This window comes from Streptomyces sp. L500 (assembly GCF_054551825.1).
This window is the reverse complement of record NZ_JBTOLC010000029.1, coordinates 30,309-48,509: the sequence shown is the minus strand read 5'-3', so window position 1 is coordinate 48,509 and position 18,201 is coordinate 30,309. Positions and strand designations below refer to the sequence as shown.

The 18,201-nt window shown below is 72.4% G+C and carries 15 protein-coding genes; 8 read left to right on the top strand and 7 right to left on the bottom strand.

The window, feature by feature from the left end:
• Positions 1-12 precede the first annotated feature (12 nt).
• The 4 genes from ACX9I7_RS23450 to ssd are packed head-to-tail and all read right to left on the bottom strand — an operon-like array spanning position 13 to position 4,071.
• On the bottom strand, positions 13-840 hold the full coding sequence (locus ACX9I7_RS23450) for a type II secretion system F family protein (RefSeq protein WP_459388403.1): 828 nt from the start codon (positions 838-840) through the stop codon (positions 13-15).
• Complete coding sequence (locus ACX9I7_RS23445) at positions 837-1,811, bottom strand: type II secretion system F family protein (protein ID WP_459388402.1); 975 nt, start codon at positions 1,809-1,811, stop codon at positions 837-839. The genes ACX9I7_RS23450 and ACX9I7_RS23445 overlap by 4 nt, the downstream gene beginning before the upstream one ends.
• Positions 1,808-2,965 (bottom strand): TadA family conjugal transfer-associated ATPase, encoded by a 1,158-nt coding sequence (locus tag ACX9I7_RS23440; RefSeq protein ID WP_386727915.1) that lies wholly within the window; start codon positions 2,963-2,965, stop codon positions 1,808-1,810. Before ACX9I7_RS23440 ends, ACX9I7_RS23445 begins: the two co-directional genes overlap by 4 nt.
• Positions 2,962-4,071: a septum site-determining protein Ssd gene (ssd, locus tag ACX9I7_RS23435; RefSeq protein ID WP_387573468.1), complete on the bottom strand. Its 1,110-nt coding sequence runs from the start codon at positions 4,069-4,071 to the stop codon at positions 2,962-2,964. The genes ACX9I7_RS23440 and ssd overlap by 4 nt, the downstream gene beginning before the upstream one ends.
• A 449-nt stretch (positions 4,072-4,520) precedes the next feature.
• Between ssd and ACX9I7_RS23430 the strand changes: the two genes are divergently transcribed.
• Positions 4,521-5,363 carry an HAD family hydrolase gene (locus ACX9I7_RS23430; RefSeq protein WP_459388401.1) on the top strand — a complete coding sequence of 281 codons (843 nt, stop codon included), beginning with the start codon at positions 4,521-4,523 and terminating at the stop codon, positions 5,361-5,363.
• A 359-nt stretch (positions 5,364-5,722) separates the two neighbouring features.
• Here the strand turns inward: ACX9I7_RS23430 and ACX9I7_RS23425 are convergent, their stop codons facing one another.
• Entirely contained in the window at positions 5,723-6,544 is an 822-nt protein-coding gene (locus tag ACX9I7_RS23425) for a Fic family protein (RefSeq protein WP_358634126.1), read from the bottom strand.
• A 101-nt stretch (positions 6,545-6,645) separates the two neighbouring features.
• Here ACX9I7_RS23425 and ACX9I7_RS23420 point away from each other — a divergent pair, with 101 nt between their 5' ends.
• Positions 6,646-7,638, top strand: coding sequence for an ATP-binding protein (locus ACX9I7_RS23420; RefSeq protein ID WP_358634130.1), 993 nt, complete (start codon positions 6,646-6,648; stop codon positions 7,636-7,638).
• Here ACX9I7_RS23420 and ACX9I7_RS23415 read toward each other — a convergent pair.
• The gene (locus ACX9I7_RS23415) at positions 7,619-8,839 is read right to left on the bottom strand and encodes a polysaccharide deacetylase family protein (protein WP_387573463.1); all 1,221 of its coding nucleotides are present in this window, start codon (positions 8,837-8,839) and stop codon (positions 7,619-7,621) included. The genes ACX9I7_RS23420 and ACX9I7_RS23415 overlap by 20 nt on opposite strands.
• Positions 8,840-9,135: 296 nt before the next feature.
• Between ACX9I7_RS23415 and ACX9I7_RS23410 the strand changes: the two genes are divergently transcribed.
• The 6 genes from ACX9I7_RS23410 (at position 9,136) to ACX9I7_RS23385 (ending at position 16,825) form a co-directional block, all read left to right on the top strand.
• Positions 9,136-11,121 (top strand): carbonic anhydrase, encoded by a 1,986-nt coding sequence (locus tag ACX9I7_RS23410; RefSeq protein ID WP_459388400.1) that lies wholly within the window; start codon positions 9,136-9,138, stop codon positions 11,119-11,121.
• A gap of 250 nt (positions 11,122-11,371) precedes the next feature.
• Entirely contained in the window at positions 11,372-13,339 is a 1,968-nt protein-coding gene (gene acs / locus ACX9I7_RS23405; RefSeq protein WP_126915256.1) for an acetate--CoA ligase, read from the top strand.
• 172 nt (positions 13,340-13,511) lie between these two features.
• Positions 13,512-14,957, top strand: coding sequence for a Na+/H+ antiporter NhaA (gene nhaA, locus ACX9I7_RS23400; protein WP_387573459.1), 1,446 nt, complete (start codon positions 13,512-13,514; stop codon positions 14,955-14,957).
• Between the two features lie 101 nt (positions 14,958-15,058).
• Positions 15,059-15,517, top strand: coding sequence for a phage holin family protein (locus tag ACX9I7_RS23395; protein ID WP_189455949.1), 459 nt, complete (start codon positions 15,059-15,061; stop codon positions 15,515-15,517).
• Complete coding sequence (locus tag ACX9I7_RS23390; RefSeq protein WP_459388399.1) at positions 15,514-16,509, top strand: alpha/beta fold hydrolase; 996 nt, start codon at positions 15,514-15,516, stop codon at positions 16,507-16,509. The genes ACX9I7_RS23395 and ACX9I7_RS23390 overlap by 4 nt, the downstream gene beginning before the upstream one ends.
• Before the next feature lie 97 nt (positions 16,510-16,606).
• A complete protein-coding gene (locus tag ACX9I7_RS23385; protein WP_189455953.1) occupies positions 16,607-16,825 on the top strand; it encodes a hypothetical protein in 219 nt (72 codons plus the stop codon).
• 168 nt (positions 16,826-16,993) lie between these two features.
• Here ACX9I7_RS23385 and ACX9I7_RS23380 read toward each other — a convergent pair whose 3' ends face one another.
• Complete coding sequence (locus tag ACX9I7_RS23380) at positions 16,994-18,193, bottom strand: MarP family serine protease (RefSeq protein WP_387573454.1); 1,200 nt, start codon at positions 18,191-18,193, stop codon at positions 16,994-16,996.
• Between the last annotated feature and the right edge of the window lie 8 nt (positions 18,194-18,201).

Below are 18,201 nucleotides of genomic sequence, written 5' to 3'. Positions count from 1 at the left end.
GGCGGGCCTCGTTCAGCTCCCGCGCATGAGCCCCTCGGCCAGCCCGACCACGACCGGCACCACCCCGACCGTCAGAAACGCGGGCAGGAAGCAGAGCCCCAGCGGCGCCGTCGCCTGGACTCCCGCGCGTCGAGCCCTCATCGCCGCCGTCCGCCCTTGGGCCGCGCGCAGCCGTGCCGCCAGCCGTGCCATGGGCTCCACCGCCGGGACTCCGGTGGCCTGGGCCCGTTCCAGGCAGCCGGCCAGCGGGGCGGCCCCGGGCAGGCTGCCCAGCCGCCCCCAGGCGGTGCCCGGATCACCGCCGAGCCGTACTTCCGCCGCCGCTTGGGCCAGCCGGGCCCCGACCGGGCCGCCCAGCGAGCCTCCGACCGCCTCCGCGGCCTCCCTGGGCCCGGCCCCGGCGGCCAGACACGCGGCCAGCAGATCGGCAGCCAAGGGCAGCTGCCGTCCCACTTCCTCGGCCCGCACCTCTCCCTCGGCGCCCTCGGCCTTCCGCCGCCATCGCCAGACGCCCCAGGCCGCGGCGGCTCCCGCCACGCACCCGGTGACGCCCGCGACCAGCCAGACGAGAACGAGCCCGGCGATCCCCACCACCGCGGCCGCCCGCCCGTCCAGGCCACGCACCGCGCGCCGCGTCCGCCTCGGCAGCCTGCCCTCGCTTCCCACCGCCTCGCCTCCCGCCATATCGACTCCCGCGTGGCCTTGGCCACCGAGCAGGGAGACCAGCCGGCCGCGCGCCGAGCGTCTTCCACGCGCCCCGCTCCCCAGCGCCGCCACGCACACCGTCGCGATCGCGGCGAGCGCCACCGCCCACAGGCTGTGGACAACACCCCCGTTCATCTCTCCCGCTCCCTCCCGTTCGCCCCGTTCGTCTTCCCCGGCCCTTCCGCGACCCGGACGATCCGCCGGGTCCACGCGATCCCCGCGCCCTCCAGCAGTCCGCCGAGCACCAGGCACCCGAGCCCGGTCGGGGTGTGCAGCAGCACCCGCAGCGGCTCGGCCCCCAGCGCGGCCCCCATCAGCAATGCGAGGACGGGAAGCAGCGCCAGCATCACGGCGGTGGACCGGGTGCCCGCCAACTGGGCCCGTAGGTCCTCCCGCTGGTCCCGCTCGGCGCCCAGAGCCGCCGCGACCCGTTCCAGGCCCGCGGCCAGACCGGCACCGCCGTCGACCGCGACCCGCCAGCAGGCGGCCACCCCCTGGAGTCCCTCGGCGCCCGGCCGTCGCCCCGCCTTGCGCAGCGCGTCCGGTACATCCCCGCCGAACCTGGCCGCCGCCGGCACGGCGGGCCATCCCGGGCCCAGCCCCGCGTCCCTCAGCCCGGACACCGCCGCACCGGGCTGACGCCCCGCCCTGAGTTCGCCCGCGACGGTCCCGCACATGTCGATCACGGCGGACTCCCGGAGCTCCCGCTCGCGCTGCCGCTCCCGCGCCGCGAGCCACCGCCGTACGAGCGGCACGGCCAGTGCCCCCGCGATCAGCGGCAGCACCGACTTCCCCAGCGCCGCCACCGCGCAGCCCACAGGCAGGCAGAGCAATTCGCGTCTCTCCCGCGCCGCCCGCCGCAAGCGTCCGGCCCACTCACCGATCCGGCCGGGCACGGCGGCGGAGCCCTGCCCACCACCGGCTGGCCCACCGCCGACCGTTCCACCTCCGGCCAGGAGCAGCCGGGCCCGCCGCACACCCGGCCCAGGCCGTGCCCGCAGCGCGGCGACGGCGCAGAGCGCCAGGACGAAGAGCAACAGCGCGGCACATCCGGAGGAGATCGAGGAGACCGAGGAAACCTGCGCCCCGGACGGCCACCCGCTCATGGCGCACTCCCGGCGCGTCCGCACAGCCCGGCCAGCCGGTCCCAGCCTCGCGCCCGCTCGAAGCCGTCCTCGCCCCACACCGCCGCCGGTACGGTCGTCACCAGACCGGCGGAATCCCGTTCGAGCACATGGACTTCCGCGACCCTCCTGCGCCCGCCGTGGTCGCGGACCATATGGATCACCACCGACAGGGCGGCCGCGAGCTGGCTGTGCAGCGCCGCCCGGTCCAGCCCGGCCGTCGAGCCCAGCGCCTCCAACCGGGCGGGCACGTCGGCGGCGGCGTTGGCGTGGACCGTGCCACAGCCCCCTTCGTGTCCCGTATTGAGAGCGGCCAGCAGGTCGGTGACCTCGGGGCCGCGCACCTCGCCGACGACCAGCCGGTCCGGGCGCATCCGCAGCGCCTGGCGCACCAGATCCCGCAAGGTGACGAGGCCGGTGCCCTCCTGGTTGGCGGGGCGGGTCTCCAGCCGCACCACATGCGGATGGTCCGGGCGCAGTTCGGCGGAGTCCTCGGCGAGGACGATCCGCTCGTCGGGCGCGACCAGCCCCAGCAGGGTGGACAGCAAAGTGGTCTTGCCCGAGCCCGTGCCGCCGCTGATGACGAAGGAGAGCCGGGCGTCGAGGACGGCGCGCAACAGCCGCTCCCCGCCAGGCGGCAGCGCCCGCGCTGCCACAAGCTCCGCCAGGGCGAAGGCGCGCGGCCGGACGACGCGCAGCGAGAGGCACGTGGAGCCGACGGCCACGGGCGGCAGGACGGCGTGCAGACGCGTGCCGTCCGGAAGTCGGGCGTCCACCCAGGGCCGGGCGTCGTCGAGCCGGCGTCCGGCGATGGCGGCGAGGCGCTGTGCGAGTCCGCGGACCGCCGCCGCGTCGGGGAAGGTCACGTCGGTGCGCTCCAGGCCCGCGCCCCGGTCGACCCAGACGCGGTCGGGGGCGGTGACCAGGACGTCGGTGACGTCGGGCGCCGCCAGCAGGGGCTCCAGCGGGCCCGTGCCCACCAGCTCGGAGCGCAATCGGGCCGCCACGCCGAGGACTTCGGCGTCGCCCAGGAGCCGTCCTTCCCGGCGCAGCGCCTCGGCGACCCGGGCGGGGGTCGGCTCTGCCCCGCTCTCCGCCAGCCGTAGCCGTACGGCGTCCAGCAACGCGAGGCTCATGCCGGCACCCCCTCGGCCTCGGGGAGCGCCCTGGCCCAGAATTCCGCGCTGAAGCGGGCCAGCGGCCCCCGCTCGGCGCCGCCCGGCGGGCGGCCGGCGTCGAGCGCGTCCGACAGACCGGGCTCCAGGGGAAGTTCACCCGCGAGGGGGATCCCCAGGAGGCGGGCGATCTCGTCCGCCTCCAAGCCGGAACCGAACGGGCCGCGCACGACGGCCCGCAGATCCCTCAGCAGCATGCCCAGTGTCGAGGCCACCCGGTGGGCGGCGGCGACGGCCCGCAGTTCGGCGGGGACCACCAACAATCCCAGGTCGAGCTGGTCGAGGGCTTCGACGGCGGGCTCGTCCAGCCTGCGCGGCAGATCCACGACCACGACGCCGCCGCGCCGCCGGGCGGCGGCGAGGACGGCGCGCATCGCCTCGGGCGGGACGGCTGTGCAGTCGCCCCGGTCCCAGCTCAGGACGCGCAGGGAGTGCAGTTCGGGCAGGGCTTCCTCCAGCGCCTGTCCGGCCACTCGTCCCCGTGAGTCGGCGAAGGCGGGCCAACGCAGCCCCTCGGCCCTCTCCCCGCCCAGCAGGACGTCGAGGCCGCCGCCCAGCGGATCGCCGTCGATGAGCATGGTGCGCCGCCCGGCGCGAGCCGCCCCCACGGCCAGGGCGCAGGCCAAGGTGCTGGCCCCCGCGCCGCCTCGACCGCCGACGACACCCACCGTCAGCGCCGGACGGCCCACTCCCTCGACGGCGTCGGCGATCCGGTCGACGAGCCAGCCCTCCCCTTCGGGCAGCAGGGCCACCTGGCGGGCGCCGATCGCGATGGCCCTGCGCCAGACACCGAGGTCGTCGGGATCCCGGCCGACGAGCACCACGCCCTCGCCGCGGGCGGCGGCGCCGAGTCCGGCGGCGCTGTCGTCGCCCACCAGGACCAGGGGCGCGGCGTCCCAGCCGGCTCCCCGGGCGGCCGGGCCGTGGACGACCTCGGGCACGGCGCCCGCCGCGGCGCACAGCCTCAGCAGATCGTCGAGCAGCGCCTCGTCCTCCGTGACGATCAGCGGGCGCCGCTGCTTGCCGTCCCCGGAAGCGGGCCGATCGGACGTGCTGGATCCGTTCACGGTCTCTCCCCTCTCACTCCACGCTCTCGTCTCCGCGAACATCGCGGAACTCGCGGGGAATCACCGTGCAGCGAACCGGGAAATCGTGTGGATCTTGGTCAAAAACTGTGGACAACTCAACGGTTGTGAATATCCCGCTCACCTATACCGGTGACTTCCGGAGAGCAGCATGGCGATTACGCTGCGTAACAGGTATGAAGGGGGGAGGTCACGCGCCCGACGGGGCGGGCGAGGAGGAGGGAGGCCCGATGGCGACGAGCGAAACGCATCCGGACATGCGACGACCCCCGCCGGGGGGGAGAGCGGGGGTCGTCCCCACGGCCGACTCGGGGGGGAGGAGTCGGGCCGGGTTAGACACGGTCGCGAACGATCCGTGACTTCCATGGTGTACCCGAGAGCCTTCTCAGGCAAACCCACACGCCTCAGCTTACGCCGAATGGAGGGCCCCTATGCTCGGCGGCGTGGAAAACCACTCCTTGCCTCGGACAGCCGCGTTCTTTGATCTGGACAAGACGGTCATTGCGAAGTCGAGCACGCTCACCTTCAGCAAGTCCTTCTACCAAGGCGGCTTGATCAACAGGCGCGCCGTGTTGCGTACCGCCTATGCGCAGTTCGTCTTCCTGGCCGGCGGAGCCGACCACGACCAGATGGAGCGGATGCGTCAGTATCTCTCCGCCCTCTGCAGGGGCTGGAATGTCCAGCAGGTCCGCGAGCTCGTGGCCGAGACCCTCCACGAGCTCATCGACCCGATCATTTACGACGAGGCCGCCTCGCTCATCGAGGAACACCACACCGCCGGACGGGATGTGGTGATCGTGAGCACCTCGGGCGCCGAGGTCGTCGAGCCGATCGGCGCGCTGCTGGGCGCGGACCGGGTCGTCGCCACCCGGATGGTCGTCGAGGACGGCGCCTTCACGGGGGAAATCGAGTACTACGCCTACGGCCCCACCAAAGCCGAGGCCGTGCGCGAGCTGGCCGCCTCGGAGGGATACGACCTCAGCCGCTGCTACGCATACAGCGATTCGATCACCGACATTCCGATGCTGGAGGCGGTCGGCCACCCTCATGCCGTCAATCCCGACCGGGCGTTGCGCCGCGAAGCGGTGTCCCGCGACTGGCCGATCCTCTCCTTCAACCGGCCCGTGCGCCTGAAGCAGCGCATTTCCGCACTGCCCATGCCCTCGCGTCCGGCGCTGTTCATGGCCGCCGCGATCGGCGCGGCGGCGGCCACGGCGGGGCTGATGTGGTTCGCCAATCGCCGCCGCGACCATGTCCGCCTTGCCCGCTTTTGAAGCTAAAAGCAAAAGAACAGTGGCTTGCGCTTCCGCTTCTGCGGCGACAGGAGTAGAAAGGACTTAACGGCCCGCGAGACCAGGGACATCCGGGAGGACGCCCCTCACGCACCAAGGCCCCACGGACCGAGCATGAAAGCCGGGCACCCACGCGACGCCGACCCGTCGATTACGGGCCAGCCGCACCAGGTAGCGGGCGAAGTCCCCGGCCTGATGGGCAAATTTCGTGCACGCATGGTAACCCGGCGGACGTGCCAGCGGCGGTACCGGAGCAGTACAGGTACCGCCGCAACCCATGTTCGCCACAAGGGTGATGGGGCGAACCGGAGGGCGGCCGCGGCCAGCCCGGAGGCCGCCGGTCAGGCGGCGCCGCGCTGAAGCGCCTCGCACACCGCCGTGCTCTCCCGCACTCCCAGCTCGACGGCACGGCCGCAGTGCGCGATCCAGGCCGCCAGACCCTCCGGGGTCCCCGAGACATAGCCCTCGAGCGCGGCCGCATAGGCCTCCCGGCCCTGCTCGGCGTGGCCCACCTCGGCCGGGCAGATCGCCTTGGGGTCCAGTCCGCTGCCCACCAGCACGATGCGCTCGGCCGCCCGCGCGACCAGGCCGTTGTGCGAGCCGAACGGCCGCAGGGCGAGCAGTTCACCATGGACCACGGCCGCCGTCACCAGCGCCGGGGCCGCGCTGCCCGCGATCAGCAGGCCCGCCAGCCCCTCCAGCCGCCCCGCGACCTCGTCCGCGCCCGGCAGCGGCAGCTCGACCAGCGGCTCCACCACCGGCTCACCGGCCAGCCGGGGCCGTCCGACCGAGGCGTCGGGCCGGTCGCCGCCGGCGGCCACCAGGTGGAGCCGGGCCAGGACCCGCAGCGGGGACTGGCGCCAGACGCTCAGCAGTTGACCCGCCTCGGCGGTCAGCCGCAGCGCCGCGCCCACCGTGCGCGGCTCCCCCTCACCGCCGAAGTCGGACCGGCGGCGCACCTCTTCGAGGGCCCAGTCCGCGCCGGACAGCGCGGCCGAGCCCCGCGCGGCGCGCAGCGCCGCCTCGGCGGTGATCTCAGTGCTCCGGCGGCGCATCACCCGGTGCCCGTACACCCGGTCCACCGCCTTGCGTACAGAGTCCACGGAGTCGGCAACGCCCGGGAGCGAGCCCAGGGCGGCAAGCGGATCGGCTGTCGTACTCATGGGTAAGACACTACGCACTTCGGGTCTACACCCCCCGAAAGAGTGGTCCTCTTCACTCACGGTTCTCACTTAGCGCACCCTTGCACCTACTCTTGGTGAACATGAAGATCGCTTTCGTGGGGAAGGGCGGCAGCGGCAAGACCACGCTCTCCTCCCTGTTCATCCGCCACCTCGCCGCCGACCGCGCCCCCCTCATCGCCGTGGACGCGGACATCAACCAGCACCTGGGCGCGGCGCTCGGGCTCGACGAGGTGGATACCGCCACGCTGCCCGCGATGGGGGCACGACTTCCCTTGATCAAGGACTATCTGCGCGGCGACAACCCGCGCATCGCCTCGGCGGAGACCATGATCAAGACGACCCCGCCGGGCAACGGCTCGCGGCTGCTGCGCGTCACCGAGGACAATCCGGTCTACGAGGCGTGCGCCCGTAGGGTGACGCTGGACGACGACGCGTCCGTCCGGCTGATGGTCACCGGCCCCTTCACCGATTCCGACCTGGGCGTCGCCTGCTACCACTCGAAGGTCGGCGCGGTGGAGCTGTGCCTGAACCACCTCGTGGACGGGCCGGGCGAGTACGTGGTCGTCGACATGACGGCGGGCAGCGACTCCTTCGCCTCCGGGATGTTCACCCGTTTCGACATGACCTTCCTCGTCGCCGAGCCCACCCGCAAGGGCGTGTCCGTCTACCGCCAGTACAAGGAGTACGCGCGGGACTTCGGCGTCGCGCTGAAGGTCGTGGGCAACAAGGTGCAGGGGCAGGACGACCTCGACTTCCTGCGTGCCGAGGTGGGTGAGGACCTGCTCACGACGGTCGGTCACTCCGACTGGGTGCGGGCCATGGAGAAGGGCCGACCGCCCCGCTTCGAGCTGCTGGAAGAGGTCAACCGGCAGGCTCTGCGCGTCCTGCGCGAGACCGCGGACGCCTCCTACGAGCGGCGCGACTGGCGGCGCTACACCCGCCAGATGGTCCACTTCCACCTCAAGAACGCGGAGAGCTGGGGCAACGCCAAGACGGGCGCCGATCTCGCCGCGCAGGTCGATCCCGCGTTCGTGCTGGACGAGGCGCTGCTGGCTACCGCGCAGCCCGTCTGACGGCGGCGCCGGGGAACCGCGCCCAGCCGTTCTTCGGCGCCTCGCCGATCTCCAGCTCGCGCAGGTCCGCGAGCAGCCGGGGGTCCTGGGCGTCCAGCCAGTCCGCCAGCTGTTTGAAGGAGACACAGCGCACGCCCTCCTTCGGGCAGACCTTTTTGATGACGCTCTCGACGGCGCGCATGTACGTGCCGCCGTTCCAGGACTCGAAGTGGTCGCCGACGAACAACGGGGCACGGTTGCCCCGGTACGCCCGCCGGAAGCCGGCCATCAGGCCGTCGCGCATCTGCCTGCCCCACACCTCCCGCCGGTCGGGGTCGCCCGCGGTCGTACCTGACTGGTTGGCGAGGAAGTTGTAGTCCATCGACAGCGTCTCGAAGTCGCGACCCGGAACGGGGATGTCCTGCAGGGGGAAGTCCCAGATGCCGCGGATCTTCCGGGGCCAGACCTGCCGTCCGCCGATGGAGCTCGCGTCGTAGCGGAAGCCCATGGCCTTGGCCGCCGGGATGAGGTTGCGCTGACCCTCCAGGCAGGGCGCCCGCCCGCCGACCAACTCCTTGCCGTAGTCGAACGGAAGGGGTGGCTCCGACCTGAGCCCGGCGTTGGTCCGCCAGTGCCCGACGAACGACTCCGCCTGCCGGATCTCGCTCATCCACTCCTTGCTGCTCCAGGTGCCGACGCCATCGTGGGCGCCGCAGAAGTGGCCGTTGAAGTGGGTGCCGATCTCGTTGCCTTCAAGCCAGGCGGCGCGCATCTGCGCCACGGTGTGCCGCACGCCTTCGACGTCGTTGAAACCGATGTCGGAGGCGCCGGCGGGGTGCCGGGGCGGATCGTAGAGCTTCCTCTTGGTGGTGGGGAGCATGTAGACGCCGCTGAGGAAGTAGGTCATGGTCGCGTGGTACTTCCTGCCGACGGCACGGAAGTGGGAGAACAGCTTCTGCTCGTCCTCGCCCGCGCCGTCCCACGAGAAGACGACGAACTGCGGCGGTCGTTCACCGGGGTGGAGGCGGCGCGGGACGGGCTGGGCGGGCTGAGGGCCGGTCTCGGCGGTGGAGCCGTCGCCGATCAGCCGGACCGGCCGACCGGCCGGGTGCGGGCGGGCCGGCGCCCGCCGCCCGCCGGCGGGGGCGTCGGGTGTCGCGGCCCCCGAGGCCAGCGCCAGGGCCGTCAGGCCGCCGAGCGCGATTCTCCATGCAGCAGCCATGAGCCACCTCGCCGTTCGATTCGCCTGTCCGGCGGGGCGGGCAGGCGTTCAAGCGACGCCACCATCGCATGGGGTCAAAACTGAACAAAGGAGGCAGGCATTTAAAAATACTTATTCGCTCATTCAGGGGAAGGGTCCGGGCATTCCCTCGCCAGCCCTTTACTCTGCATTACGATCCGTTTACCGAGAGTTGATGGACGCCTGTTCGTCGCAGCCGCTCCCGCCGCTGCCCGCCGTGACCACGGCCGCGCATCCAGCGCGACCGCGCCGCCCCGACGATGAAGACGGGACCGACGATGCCCCCTCAGCAGATCCAGCAGACCCCACCCTCCCCGGCGCTCCACCAGGACGGTCCCCGCGAGCCCAGCGGGCGGAGCCGGTCCGCCTGGTCCCGGGATCTCCCCGCCTCCGCCGCCGTCACCCTGGCCGCCGTTCCCCTCTCCCTGGGGATCGCCCTGGCGGCGAGCGTCCCCCTCCATGCCTGCCTGATCGCGGCGGCCGTCGCCGGAATCGCCGGAGCGGTGTTCGGCGCCGCCCCGGCCCGGGCCGGGGGCACGGCCGCCTGTCTGGTGCTGGTGAGCGCGGAGCTGGTCCAGCGCCAGGGCTGGCAGGTCACCTGCGGGGTCATCGCGCTCGCCGGGCTGGCGCAACTCGCCCTCGGCGCCCCACGGGTAGCCCGTATGGCGTCGGCGTTCAGCCCAGCGGTCGCGCGCGGGATGCTCGCCGGCGTGGGAGCGACGATCGTCCTCGGCCAGGCGCCCGTCGTACTGGGCGCCGACCCTCAGTCCTCCGCCCTGGCCGGGCTCCGGGCCCTCGTCGCGGAGTTGACGCGCCCGCGGCCCGCCGCGCTCTGGGCCGCTGCCGTCACAGCGGTGGTGCTGGCGGCCTGGCCCCGGCTGCCCGGCGGGGCGGGGCGGCTGCTGCGGCTCGTCCCCGCTCCGTTCGCCGCGCTCGCCCTGGCCATGGGCGCGAGCCTCTCCCTGAACACCCCCCGGATCTCCTTCGCTCCCTGGGAGTCACGAGTGCTGCCCGGCCTGCCGGACGGCCCGGTGCTCGGCGTCTTCGCGGCCGTCCTGACGCTCACGCTCGCCGCGAGCGCGCAGTCGCTGCGATCCCTGCTGCCGGTGCCCGTCCAGGAGTGGCTGCGCCCTCGGGACGCGGAGCCCTCCGGCTCCGCATGGCTCGGCTCCCACGCGGGAGCGGCGGTGTGCGCCGTCTGTGTGCTGCTGTGCGCGGGGCTGCCGGCGGCGGTGCCGGAGCTGGTCCCGCTGTCCGCCGTGGCCACCCTCGCCATCGCAGCCGGGCTGAGGGCGGCGGATCTCGCCCAGGTCAAGCAGTTGTCGCGACACAGGGAGTTCCCCATGTACGTGGCCACGCTCGGGTCGGTGCTGCTGCTGGGAGTGCTTCAGGGCGCCCTGGTGGGCATGGTGATCGCCGCGCTGCTCTCCCTGCCCCGGGTCGTACGCACCCTCCGGGGCGGCGGCAGGCCCGTCACGGACCCCACCGGTTCCACCGCCCACCGCCCCTGGACCCCCTGGCGTCATCACGACCCCGAAGCCTGCGCCGATGAGGAGGCCGAGCCCTGCGAGACCGGGCGACTCCTCGGCGGGGTGAGCACCTTCCAGCGCGACACCGCCCCGCTGGTCCGCGACGAGCTGGCCAGGCTCGCCCGTGAAGGACAGCGCCCCAGCCAGCTGTTCCTCACCTGCGCCGACTCCCGGCTGGTGACCAGCATGATCACCTCAAGCGGCCCAGGCGATCTGTTCACCGTGCGCAATGTCGGCAATCTGCTGCCCCCGCCCGGCGACGACGGAAGCTGCGACTCGGTCGGTGCCGCCGTGGAGTACGCCGTGGAGGTGCTCAAGGTCGGCAGCATCACCGTCTGCGGGCACTCGGGATGCGGTGCGATGCAGGCCCTGCTGGATCTGTCCGCCTCCCCAGCCGGCCTCGGCCTCGTCTCCGGCCAGACGCCGCTCACCCGCTGGCTGCGGCACGGCCGGCCCAGCCTCGCCCGTATGCAGCGGATCGGCCGGCTGGGGCGCGGGGAGGTGGCGCTGGCCGACCGGCCCGTCACGGATGACGTCGAGCGGCTGGCGCTCGTCAACATCCTGCAGCAGCTCGACCATCTGATGGCTCACGCCTGTGTCGCCCGCCGGGTGGCCGAAGGATCGCTGCAACTCCAGGGGATGTACTTCCATGTGGGCGAGGCCCAGGCCTATGTCCTGGACCGGCGTTCGCGCACCTTCTCCGCCGTACGGCCCGCCGTCCTGGACGCCGTATGAACGAGCCCGCCCCGGCGTCCGTCCCGCCCGGCTCAAAGCCTCCGCCCAAAGCCTCGCCCGACGCCGCCTCCCGGCACTCCGGTCCACCGCCCCCGGCGCGCCCCGGAGGCCGCACCACCCCCTCTGACCTCGGCACATCAACTTTCCATAAGGTCTAAACCACTTTTTGTCCACACCCCTTGTCAGGGTGCGTCCCGGCCTGATGAGCTATGGCCGGGACGTAACGAGCCCCCTGGGAAAGGGAGATGTCGTGAGCAACGAAAGCCTGGCCAACCTTCTGAAGGAGGAGCGCCGCTTCGCACCGCCCGCCGGTCTGGCCGCCGAGGCCAATGTGACCGCCGAGGCGTACGAGCGGGCGAAGGCTGACCGGCTGGGCTTCTGGGCCGAGCAGGCCCGCCGCCTGAGCTGGGCGACCGAGCCGACCGAGACCCTCGACTGGTCGAATCCGCCCTTCGCCAAGTGGTTCGCCGACGGCAAGCTCAACGTGGCGTACAACTGCGTCGACCGCCATGTGGAGAACGGCCTGGGCGACCGTGTCGCGCTGCACTTCGAGGGAGAGCCCGGCGACAGCCGCTCGATCACCTACGCCGAGCTGCAGCGCGAGGTCTCCCGCGCCGCCAACGCCCTGCTGGAGCTGGGCGTCCAGGCGGGTGACCGCGTCGCCATCTACCTGCCGATGATCCCCGAAGCGGTCGTCTCGATGCTGGCCTGCGCCCGCATCGGCGCCCCGCACTCGCTGGTGTTCGGCGGCTTCTCCGCCGACGCCCTCGCCACCCGGATCAACGACGCCGACGCCCGCGTCGTCATCACCGCCGACGGCGGCTACCGGCGCGGCAAGCCCTCCGCGCTCAAGCCCGCGGTGGACGAGGCCCTCACCCGCCCCGGCACCGAGAACGTCCGCAGCGTCCTCGTCGTCCGCCGCACCGGCCAGGAGGGCATCGACTGGACCGAGGGCCGCGACGTGTGGTGGCACGAGCTGGTCGAGCGCCAGTCCGACCAGCACACCCCCGAGGCGTTCGACGCGGAGCACCCGCTCTTCATCCTCTACACCTCCGGCACCACGGGTAAGCCCAAGGGCATCCTCCACACCACCGGTGGCTACCTCACCCAGGCGTCCTACACCCACCACGCCGTCTTCGACCTCAAGCCCGAGACCGATGTCTTCTGGTGCACCGCCGACGTCGGCTGGGTCACCGGCCACTCGTACATCGTCTACGGCCCGCTGAGCAACGGCGCCACCGAGGTGCTCTACGAGGGCACCCCCGACAGCCCGCACCAGGGCCGCTGGTGGGAGATCGTCCAGAAGTACGGCGTCACGATCCTCTACACCGCCCCCACCGCCATTCGCGCCGCCATGAAGTGGGGCGACGACATCCCCGCCAAGTTCGACCTCTCCAGCCTGCGGATCCTGGGCTCGGTCGGCGAGCCCATCAACCCCGAGGCGTGGGTCTGGTACCGCAAGCACATCGGCGCCGACACCACCCCCGTCGTCGACACCTGGTGGCAGACCGAGACCGGCACCATGATGATCAGCCCGCTGCCCGGCGTGACCGAGACCAAGCCGGGCTCGGCCCAGGTCCCGCTCCCCGGCATCTCCGCCACCGTCGTCGACGACGACGGCAACGAGGTGCCCAACGGCCACGGCGGCTACCTCATCCTCACCGAGCCCTGGCCGTCCATGCTCCGCACCATCTGGGGCGACGACCAGCGCTACCTCGACACCTACTGGTCCCGCTTCGAGGGCCGCTACTTCGCGGGCGACGGCGCCAAGAAGGACGAGGACGGCGACATCTGGCTCCTCGGCCGCGTCGACGACGTCATGCTCGTCTCCGGCCACAACATCTCCACCACCGAGGTGGAATCCGCCCTCGTCTCCCACCCCAAGGTCGCCGAGGCCGCCGTCGTCGGCGCCACCGACCCGCAGACCACCCAGGCCATCTGCGCCTTCGTCATCCTGCGCAGCGGCGTGGACGCCGAGGCCGAGGGCCTCACCGAGGAACTGCGCGCCCACGTGGCCAAGCAGCTCGGCCCGATCGCCAAGCCCAAGCGGATCCTGCCCGTGGCCGAACTGCCCAAGACCCGCTCGGGCAAGATCATGCGCCGCCTGCTCCGCGACGTGGCCGAGAACCGCACTCTCGGTGATGTGACCACCCTGACCGACTCCTCGGTCATGGACCTCATCCAGGCCAAGCTCCCCGCCACCCCCAGCGAGGACTGAGCGCGAAAAAACTCCGCGTAACCGCAGGTCAAAGCCCTGCGGGGGAAGGGCGCCCGACAGCACATCGGGTGCCCTTCACTCTTTCCGGCTAAGGTAAGTACTTGTCGCATCAATATTGCGACAAGAATCTAGGGCGCGCCGGGAAGTCTGGTCGGCAACACAGCACACGTGTATGCGGGTGTTTTCAGACCGTCAGACCGACCCCAGGAGGTCCACCACCGTGGCCGCGTCCAAGAACCAGCGTTCCGTCTTCCTCGGCAGGCTCTCCCTGCCCGAACGGAACTATCTCGCGGACGCGCTGCGCACCGAGACCGTGGGCGGCGTCCTGCTGCTCGTCGCCGCCGTCGCCGCGCTGATCTGGGCGAACACCCCGGTGCGGGAGAGCTATGAGACCGTCCGCTCCTTCCACCTCGGCCCCGGCAGCCTCGGGCTGAACCTGTCCGTCCAGCACTGGGCTGCCGACGGACTGCTCGCGGTCTTCTTCTTCGTCGCCGGCATCGAGCTCAAGCGCGAGCTCGTCGCGGGCGAACTGCGCGACCCCAAAGCGGCGATCCTGCCCGTCGTCGCGGCGCTGTGCGGCATGGCCATGCCCGCGATCGTCTACGCCCTGACCGCCTCGGCCGGCGGTGGCTCCCTGGGCGGCTGGGCCGTGCCCACCGCCACCGACATCGCCTTCGCCCTGGCCGTGCTCGCGGTCATCGGCACCGCGCTGCCGTCCGCCCTGCGCGCCTTCCTGCTCACCCTCGCCGTCGTCGACGACCTCTTCGCGATCCTCATCATCGCGGTCTTCTTCACGTCGAAGCTGAACTTCGCCGCCCTCGGCTTCGCCGTCGTGGGCCTGGCCGTCTTCTGGGTGCTGCTGCGCAAGGGCGTACGCGGCTGGTACATCTACGTCCCGCTCGCGGTCGTCAACTGGGCGCTGATGTACAACAGCGGCGTCCACGCGACCATCGCCGGCGTCGCCATGGGCCTGATGCTGCGCTGCACCCGCCGCGACGGCGAGGAGCACTCCCCCGGCGAGCACATCGAGCACCTGGTGCGCCCGCTGTCGGCGGGGCTGGCCGTGCCGCTGTTCGCGCTGTTCTCGGCGGGCGTCGCGGTCTCCGGCGGGGCGCTGTCCGACGTCTTCTCCCGGCCCGAGACGCTGGGCGTGGTCCTCGGCCTGGTCGTCGGCAAGGCCGTCGGCGTCTTCGGCGGCACCTGGGCGGCGGCGCGTTTCACCAGGGCCGAGCTCAATCCGGACCTCAAGTGGCCCGACGTGCTGGCCGTGGCCTCCCTGGCCGGGATCGGCTTCACGGTGTCCCTGCTGATCGGCGAGCTCGCCTTCAGCGGCGACGCGGTCCTCACCAGCGAGGTCAAGGCGGCCGTGCTCGTCGGTTCGCTGATAGCCGCCGTCCTCTCCGGCACTCTCCTCAAACTGCGCGACAACAAGTACAAGAGGCTCTGCGAGGAAGAGGACCGCGACGAGGACGAGGACGGCGTCCCGGACATCTACGAGCAGGACAATCCCGACTACCACCTGCGCATGGCCGCGAAGTACGAGGCCAAGGCGGCCGCGCACCGCAAGCTGGCGGAAGTCGCGGCAGGGCGCACCACCAGCGACGACGGTCCGGCATGATCTGAGAGTCTTTACATCCGCGGTGCGCTCCTTGTATGGCCCGGACCAGCCGGACCGGAGCCCCGCGGAGGACGAAGCCGATGACGATGAGGGAGCAGGCGATGAGCGCAGCCGACGACGGCGCGAACCGCAGCCTCGGACAGCTGGTGGCACAGGCCACCACCGAGCTGTCCGCGCTGGTGCACGACGAGATCGCACTGGCCAAGGCCGAACTGCGGCAGGACGCCCGGCGGCTCGGTATCGGCGGCGGCGCCATCGCCGCTGCCGGTGTCCTGGCGCTCTTCTCGCTGCCGGTCCTCAGCTTCGCGGCGGCCTACGGCATCCACAACCTCGGGCTCGGGCTCGCCTGGTCGTTCCTGATCACCGGTGGCGCGTACCTGGTCATCGCGGCGGTGCTCGGGCTGCTGGCCGTGGCCAAGTTCAAGAAGATCAAGAAGCCGGAGAAGACCATCGCCTCGGCGAAGGAGACCGCGGCCGTGCTGGGCACTGTCAAGCCGCACCCGCGTCCTCTGGCCGACACGAGCCAGACGGACGCATCTGTGACACGCTCGACCGTATGACGGTGCCCGATACCTCCGCAGCGCCCGCGTCCCCCGAACCCGGCCGGCCCGCGACGCCCGCGGCCCCGGCAACGGCGGCCTCGCCCGCCGCGGTCGTCCGGGCGGAGGGTCCGTGGACCCACCGGGACGTCGCGGCGAACGGGGCCCGGTTCCATATCGCCGAGATGGGCGAGGGGCCGCTGGTGCTGCTGTTGCACGGCTTTCCGCAGTTCTGGTGGACGTGGCGGCATCAGCTGCCGGCCCTCGCGGAGGCCGGGTTCCGTGCGGTGGCGATGGACCTGCGCGGTGTCGGCGGCAGCGACCGCACGCCCCGGGGCTACGACCCCGCGAACCTCGCCCTCGACATCACGGGGGTGGTCCGCTCCCTCGGCGAGCCGGACGCCGCCCTCGTCGGCCACGACCTGGGCGGGTATCTGGCCTGGACCGCGGCCGTGATGCGGCCCAAGCTGGTGCGCCGGCTCGCGGTCTCCTCGATGCCGCACCCGCGCCGCTGGCGGTCGGCGATGCTCGCCGATCCCCGGCAGACCGCGGCGAGCTCCCACATCTGGGGCTTCCAGCGGCCCTGGCTGCCCGAGCGGAGGCTGCTCGCGGACGACGCGGCGCTGGTGGGGCGGCTGATCCGGGAGTGGTCGGGGCCCCGGCTGCCGGACGACGAGACCGTCGAGACCTACCGCCGGGCGATGTCGATCCCCTCCACGGCGCACTGCTCGATCGAGCCGTACCGGTGGATGGTGCGGTCCATGGCCCGCCCCGACGGCCTGCAGTTCAACCGCCGGATGAAGCGGCCCGTCCGGGTGCCGACGCTGCATCTGCACGGGTCCCTCGATCCGGTGATGCGGACGCGCAGCGCGGCGGGCTCCGGCGAGTATGTGGAGGCCCCCTACCGCTGGCGGCTCTTCGACGGGCTGGGCCACTTCCCGCACGAGGAGGATCCGGCGGCGTTCTCGGCCGAGCTCATCGGCTGGCTGAAGGACTCCGAACCGGATCGCTAAAACATCCGTCCACCGAACGGCCACTTGCCTCGCGCATAGGCCAATTGCCGGACCCAAGGGCGATTACCGACCTTTGGGCCCGGGCAGAGCTTCCGGTATGGGCTGGACGCACGACTACCGTGACGTGACGGACGTGACCGATGTGACGCAGGAGCGCGGCGCCGACGGCGATGCCGCGCTCGTGGTCACGGAGGCACTCGAGCCGGGCAGGCACGGGCCACAGGCCGGGCCCGACCCCAGGATGGGCATTCCACGCATCATCCGCCGGCGTGCGCGCTGGATGTCGGCGAGGCTGCGGCACCCCCGCAGCCGCTAGCGGCCCCGTCACCCGAGCACCCGCACGTACGCAGAGAACCACCCCAGGGACCACCCGAAGCGCTGCCGGAGCGCCTCCGCGCGCCACCGACACCGCGCCCGACGCGCCCTCGCACGCCCCAGCGCGCCCTTGCGCGCCCGCGTACCGCGCTGTGACGGCCCGGGTGGGTCAGAGGGCGCAGGACTGGGTGTTGACCCTGCCTGCCGCCGTACGGCCGTCCACGACGTCCTGGTGGACCTCGTCCGCGGTCAGCGCGTAGCCGGTGTCGGCGTCGTCGAGGGACTTGGCGAAGACCACTCCGTAGACCTCGCCGTCCGGCGTGAGCAGCGGGCCGCCGGAGTTGCCCTGCCGGACGGTGGCGTAGAGGGAGTAGACGTCGCGGCGGACGCTGCCGCGATGGTAGATGTCGGGCCCGTTGGCCTGAACCCGGCTGCGGACGCGGGCGGCGCGCACGTCGTACGAACCGTTCTCCGGGAAGCCCGCGACGATGGCGCTCTTGCCCGTCTCCGCGTCGCCCTGGGCGAAGGACAGCTCGGGGGCCTCCAGCGAGGGCACGTCGAGGACGGCGATGTCGCGCTTCCAGTCGTAGAGGACCACGCGCGCGTCGTGGAGGCGGCCCTTGCCGCCGACCTGCACGGTGGGCTCGTCGACCCCGCCCACCACATGGGCGTTGGTCATGACCCGGTGCGGCGCGAAGACGAAGCCGGTGCCCTCCAGGACCTTGCCGCAGCTGGGCGCGTTGCCCACGACCTTGACGATGCTGCGCTGGGCCTCGGTGGCGACGGGGCCGCCCGCGAGCCCGGGGTCGGGCGCGGGCACGGAGGTGATGGGCTCGGCGGAGAACGGCGCGAAGACCTGCGGGAAGCCGTTCTGCGCGAGGACCGTGCTGAAGTCCGCGAACCAGGTGTTGGTCTGCGGGGGCACCACCCGGGCGACGCCCAGCAGCACCTTGGAGCCGCGGACCTCCCGGCCCAGCGTGGGCAGCGTCGTACCGGCGAGGGCGGAGCCGATCAGCCAGGCGACCAGCAGCATGGCGGCGACGTTGACGACGGCGCCGCCGGTGGCATCCAGCGCGCGGGCCGGGGACCAGGTGATGTGGCGGCGCAGCTTGTTGCCGAGGTGGGTGGTGGCGGCCTGGCCCACGGAGGCGCAGAGGATGACGATGGCGACGGCCGCGACGGCCGCGATCGTGCCCGGCTCGGCGTCGTCGGTGGCGCTGTCCCAGATCACGGGCAGCGCGTAGACGGCGGCCAGACCGCCGCCGAGGAAGCCGATCACCGAGAGCACGCCGACGACGAACCCCTGGCGGTAGCCGATGACCGCGAACCACACGGCGGCCACCAGCAGCACGATGTCCAGCACGTTCACCGAAGGAT

Coding starts and splice junctions, on each gene's coding strand:
- ACX9I7_RS23430 (WP_459388401.1), top strand. CDS start 4,521: ATGCTCGGCGGCGTGGAAAACCACTCCTTGCCTCGGACAGCCGCGTTC.
- ACX9I7_RS23450 (WP_459388403.1), bottom strand. CDS start 840: ATGAACGGGGGTGTTGTCCACAGCCTGTGGGCGGTGGCGCTCGCCGCG.
- ACX9I7_RS23420 (WP_358634130.1), top strand. CDS start 6,646: ATGAAGATCGCTTTCGTGGGGAAGGGCGGCAGCGGCAAGACCACGCTC.
- ACX9I7_RS23425 (WP_358634126.1), bottom strand. CDS start 6,544: ATGAGTACGACAGCCGATCCGCTTGCCGCCCTGGGCTCGCTCCCGGGC.
- ACX9I7_RS23385 (WP_189455953.1), top strand. CDS start 16,607: ATGGGCTGGACGCACGACTACCGTGACGTGACGGACGTGACCGATGTG.
- ACX9I7_RS23445 (WP_459388402.1), bottom strand. CDS start 1,811: ATGAGCGGGTGGCCGTCCGGGGCGCAGGTTTCCTCGGTCTCCTCGATC.
- ACX9I7_RS23395 (WP_189455949.1), top strand. CDS start 15,059: ATGAGCGCAGCCGACGACGGCGCGAACCGCAGCCTCGGACAGCTGGTG.
- nhaA (WP_387573459.1), top strand. CDS start 13,512: ATGCGGGTGTTTTCAGACCGTCAGACCGACCCCAGGAGGTCCACCACC.
- ACX9I7_RS23390 (WP_459388399.1), top strand. CDS start 15,514: ATGACGGTGCCCGATACCTCCGCAGCGCCCGCGTCCCCCGAACCCGGC.
- ACX9I7_RS23415 (WP_387573463.1), bottom strand. CDS start 8,839: ATGGCTGCTGCATGGAGAATCGCGCTCGGCGGCCTGACGGCCCTGGCG.
- ACX9I7_RS23440 (WP_386727915.1), bottom strand. CDS start 2,965: ATGAGCCTCGCGTTGCTGGACGCCGTACGGCTACGGCTGGCGGAGAGC.
- ACX9I7_RS23410 (WP_459388400.1), top strand. CDS start 9,136: ATGCCCCCTCAGCAGATCCAGCAGACCCCACCCTCCCCGGCGCTCCAC.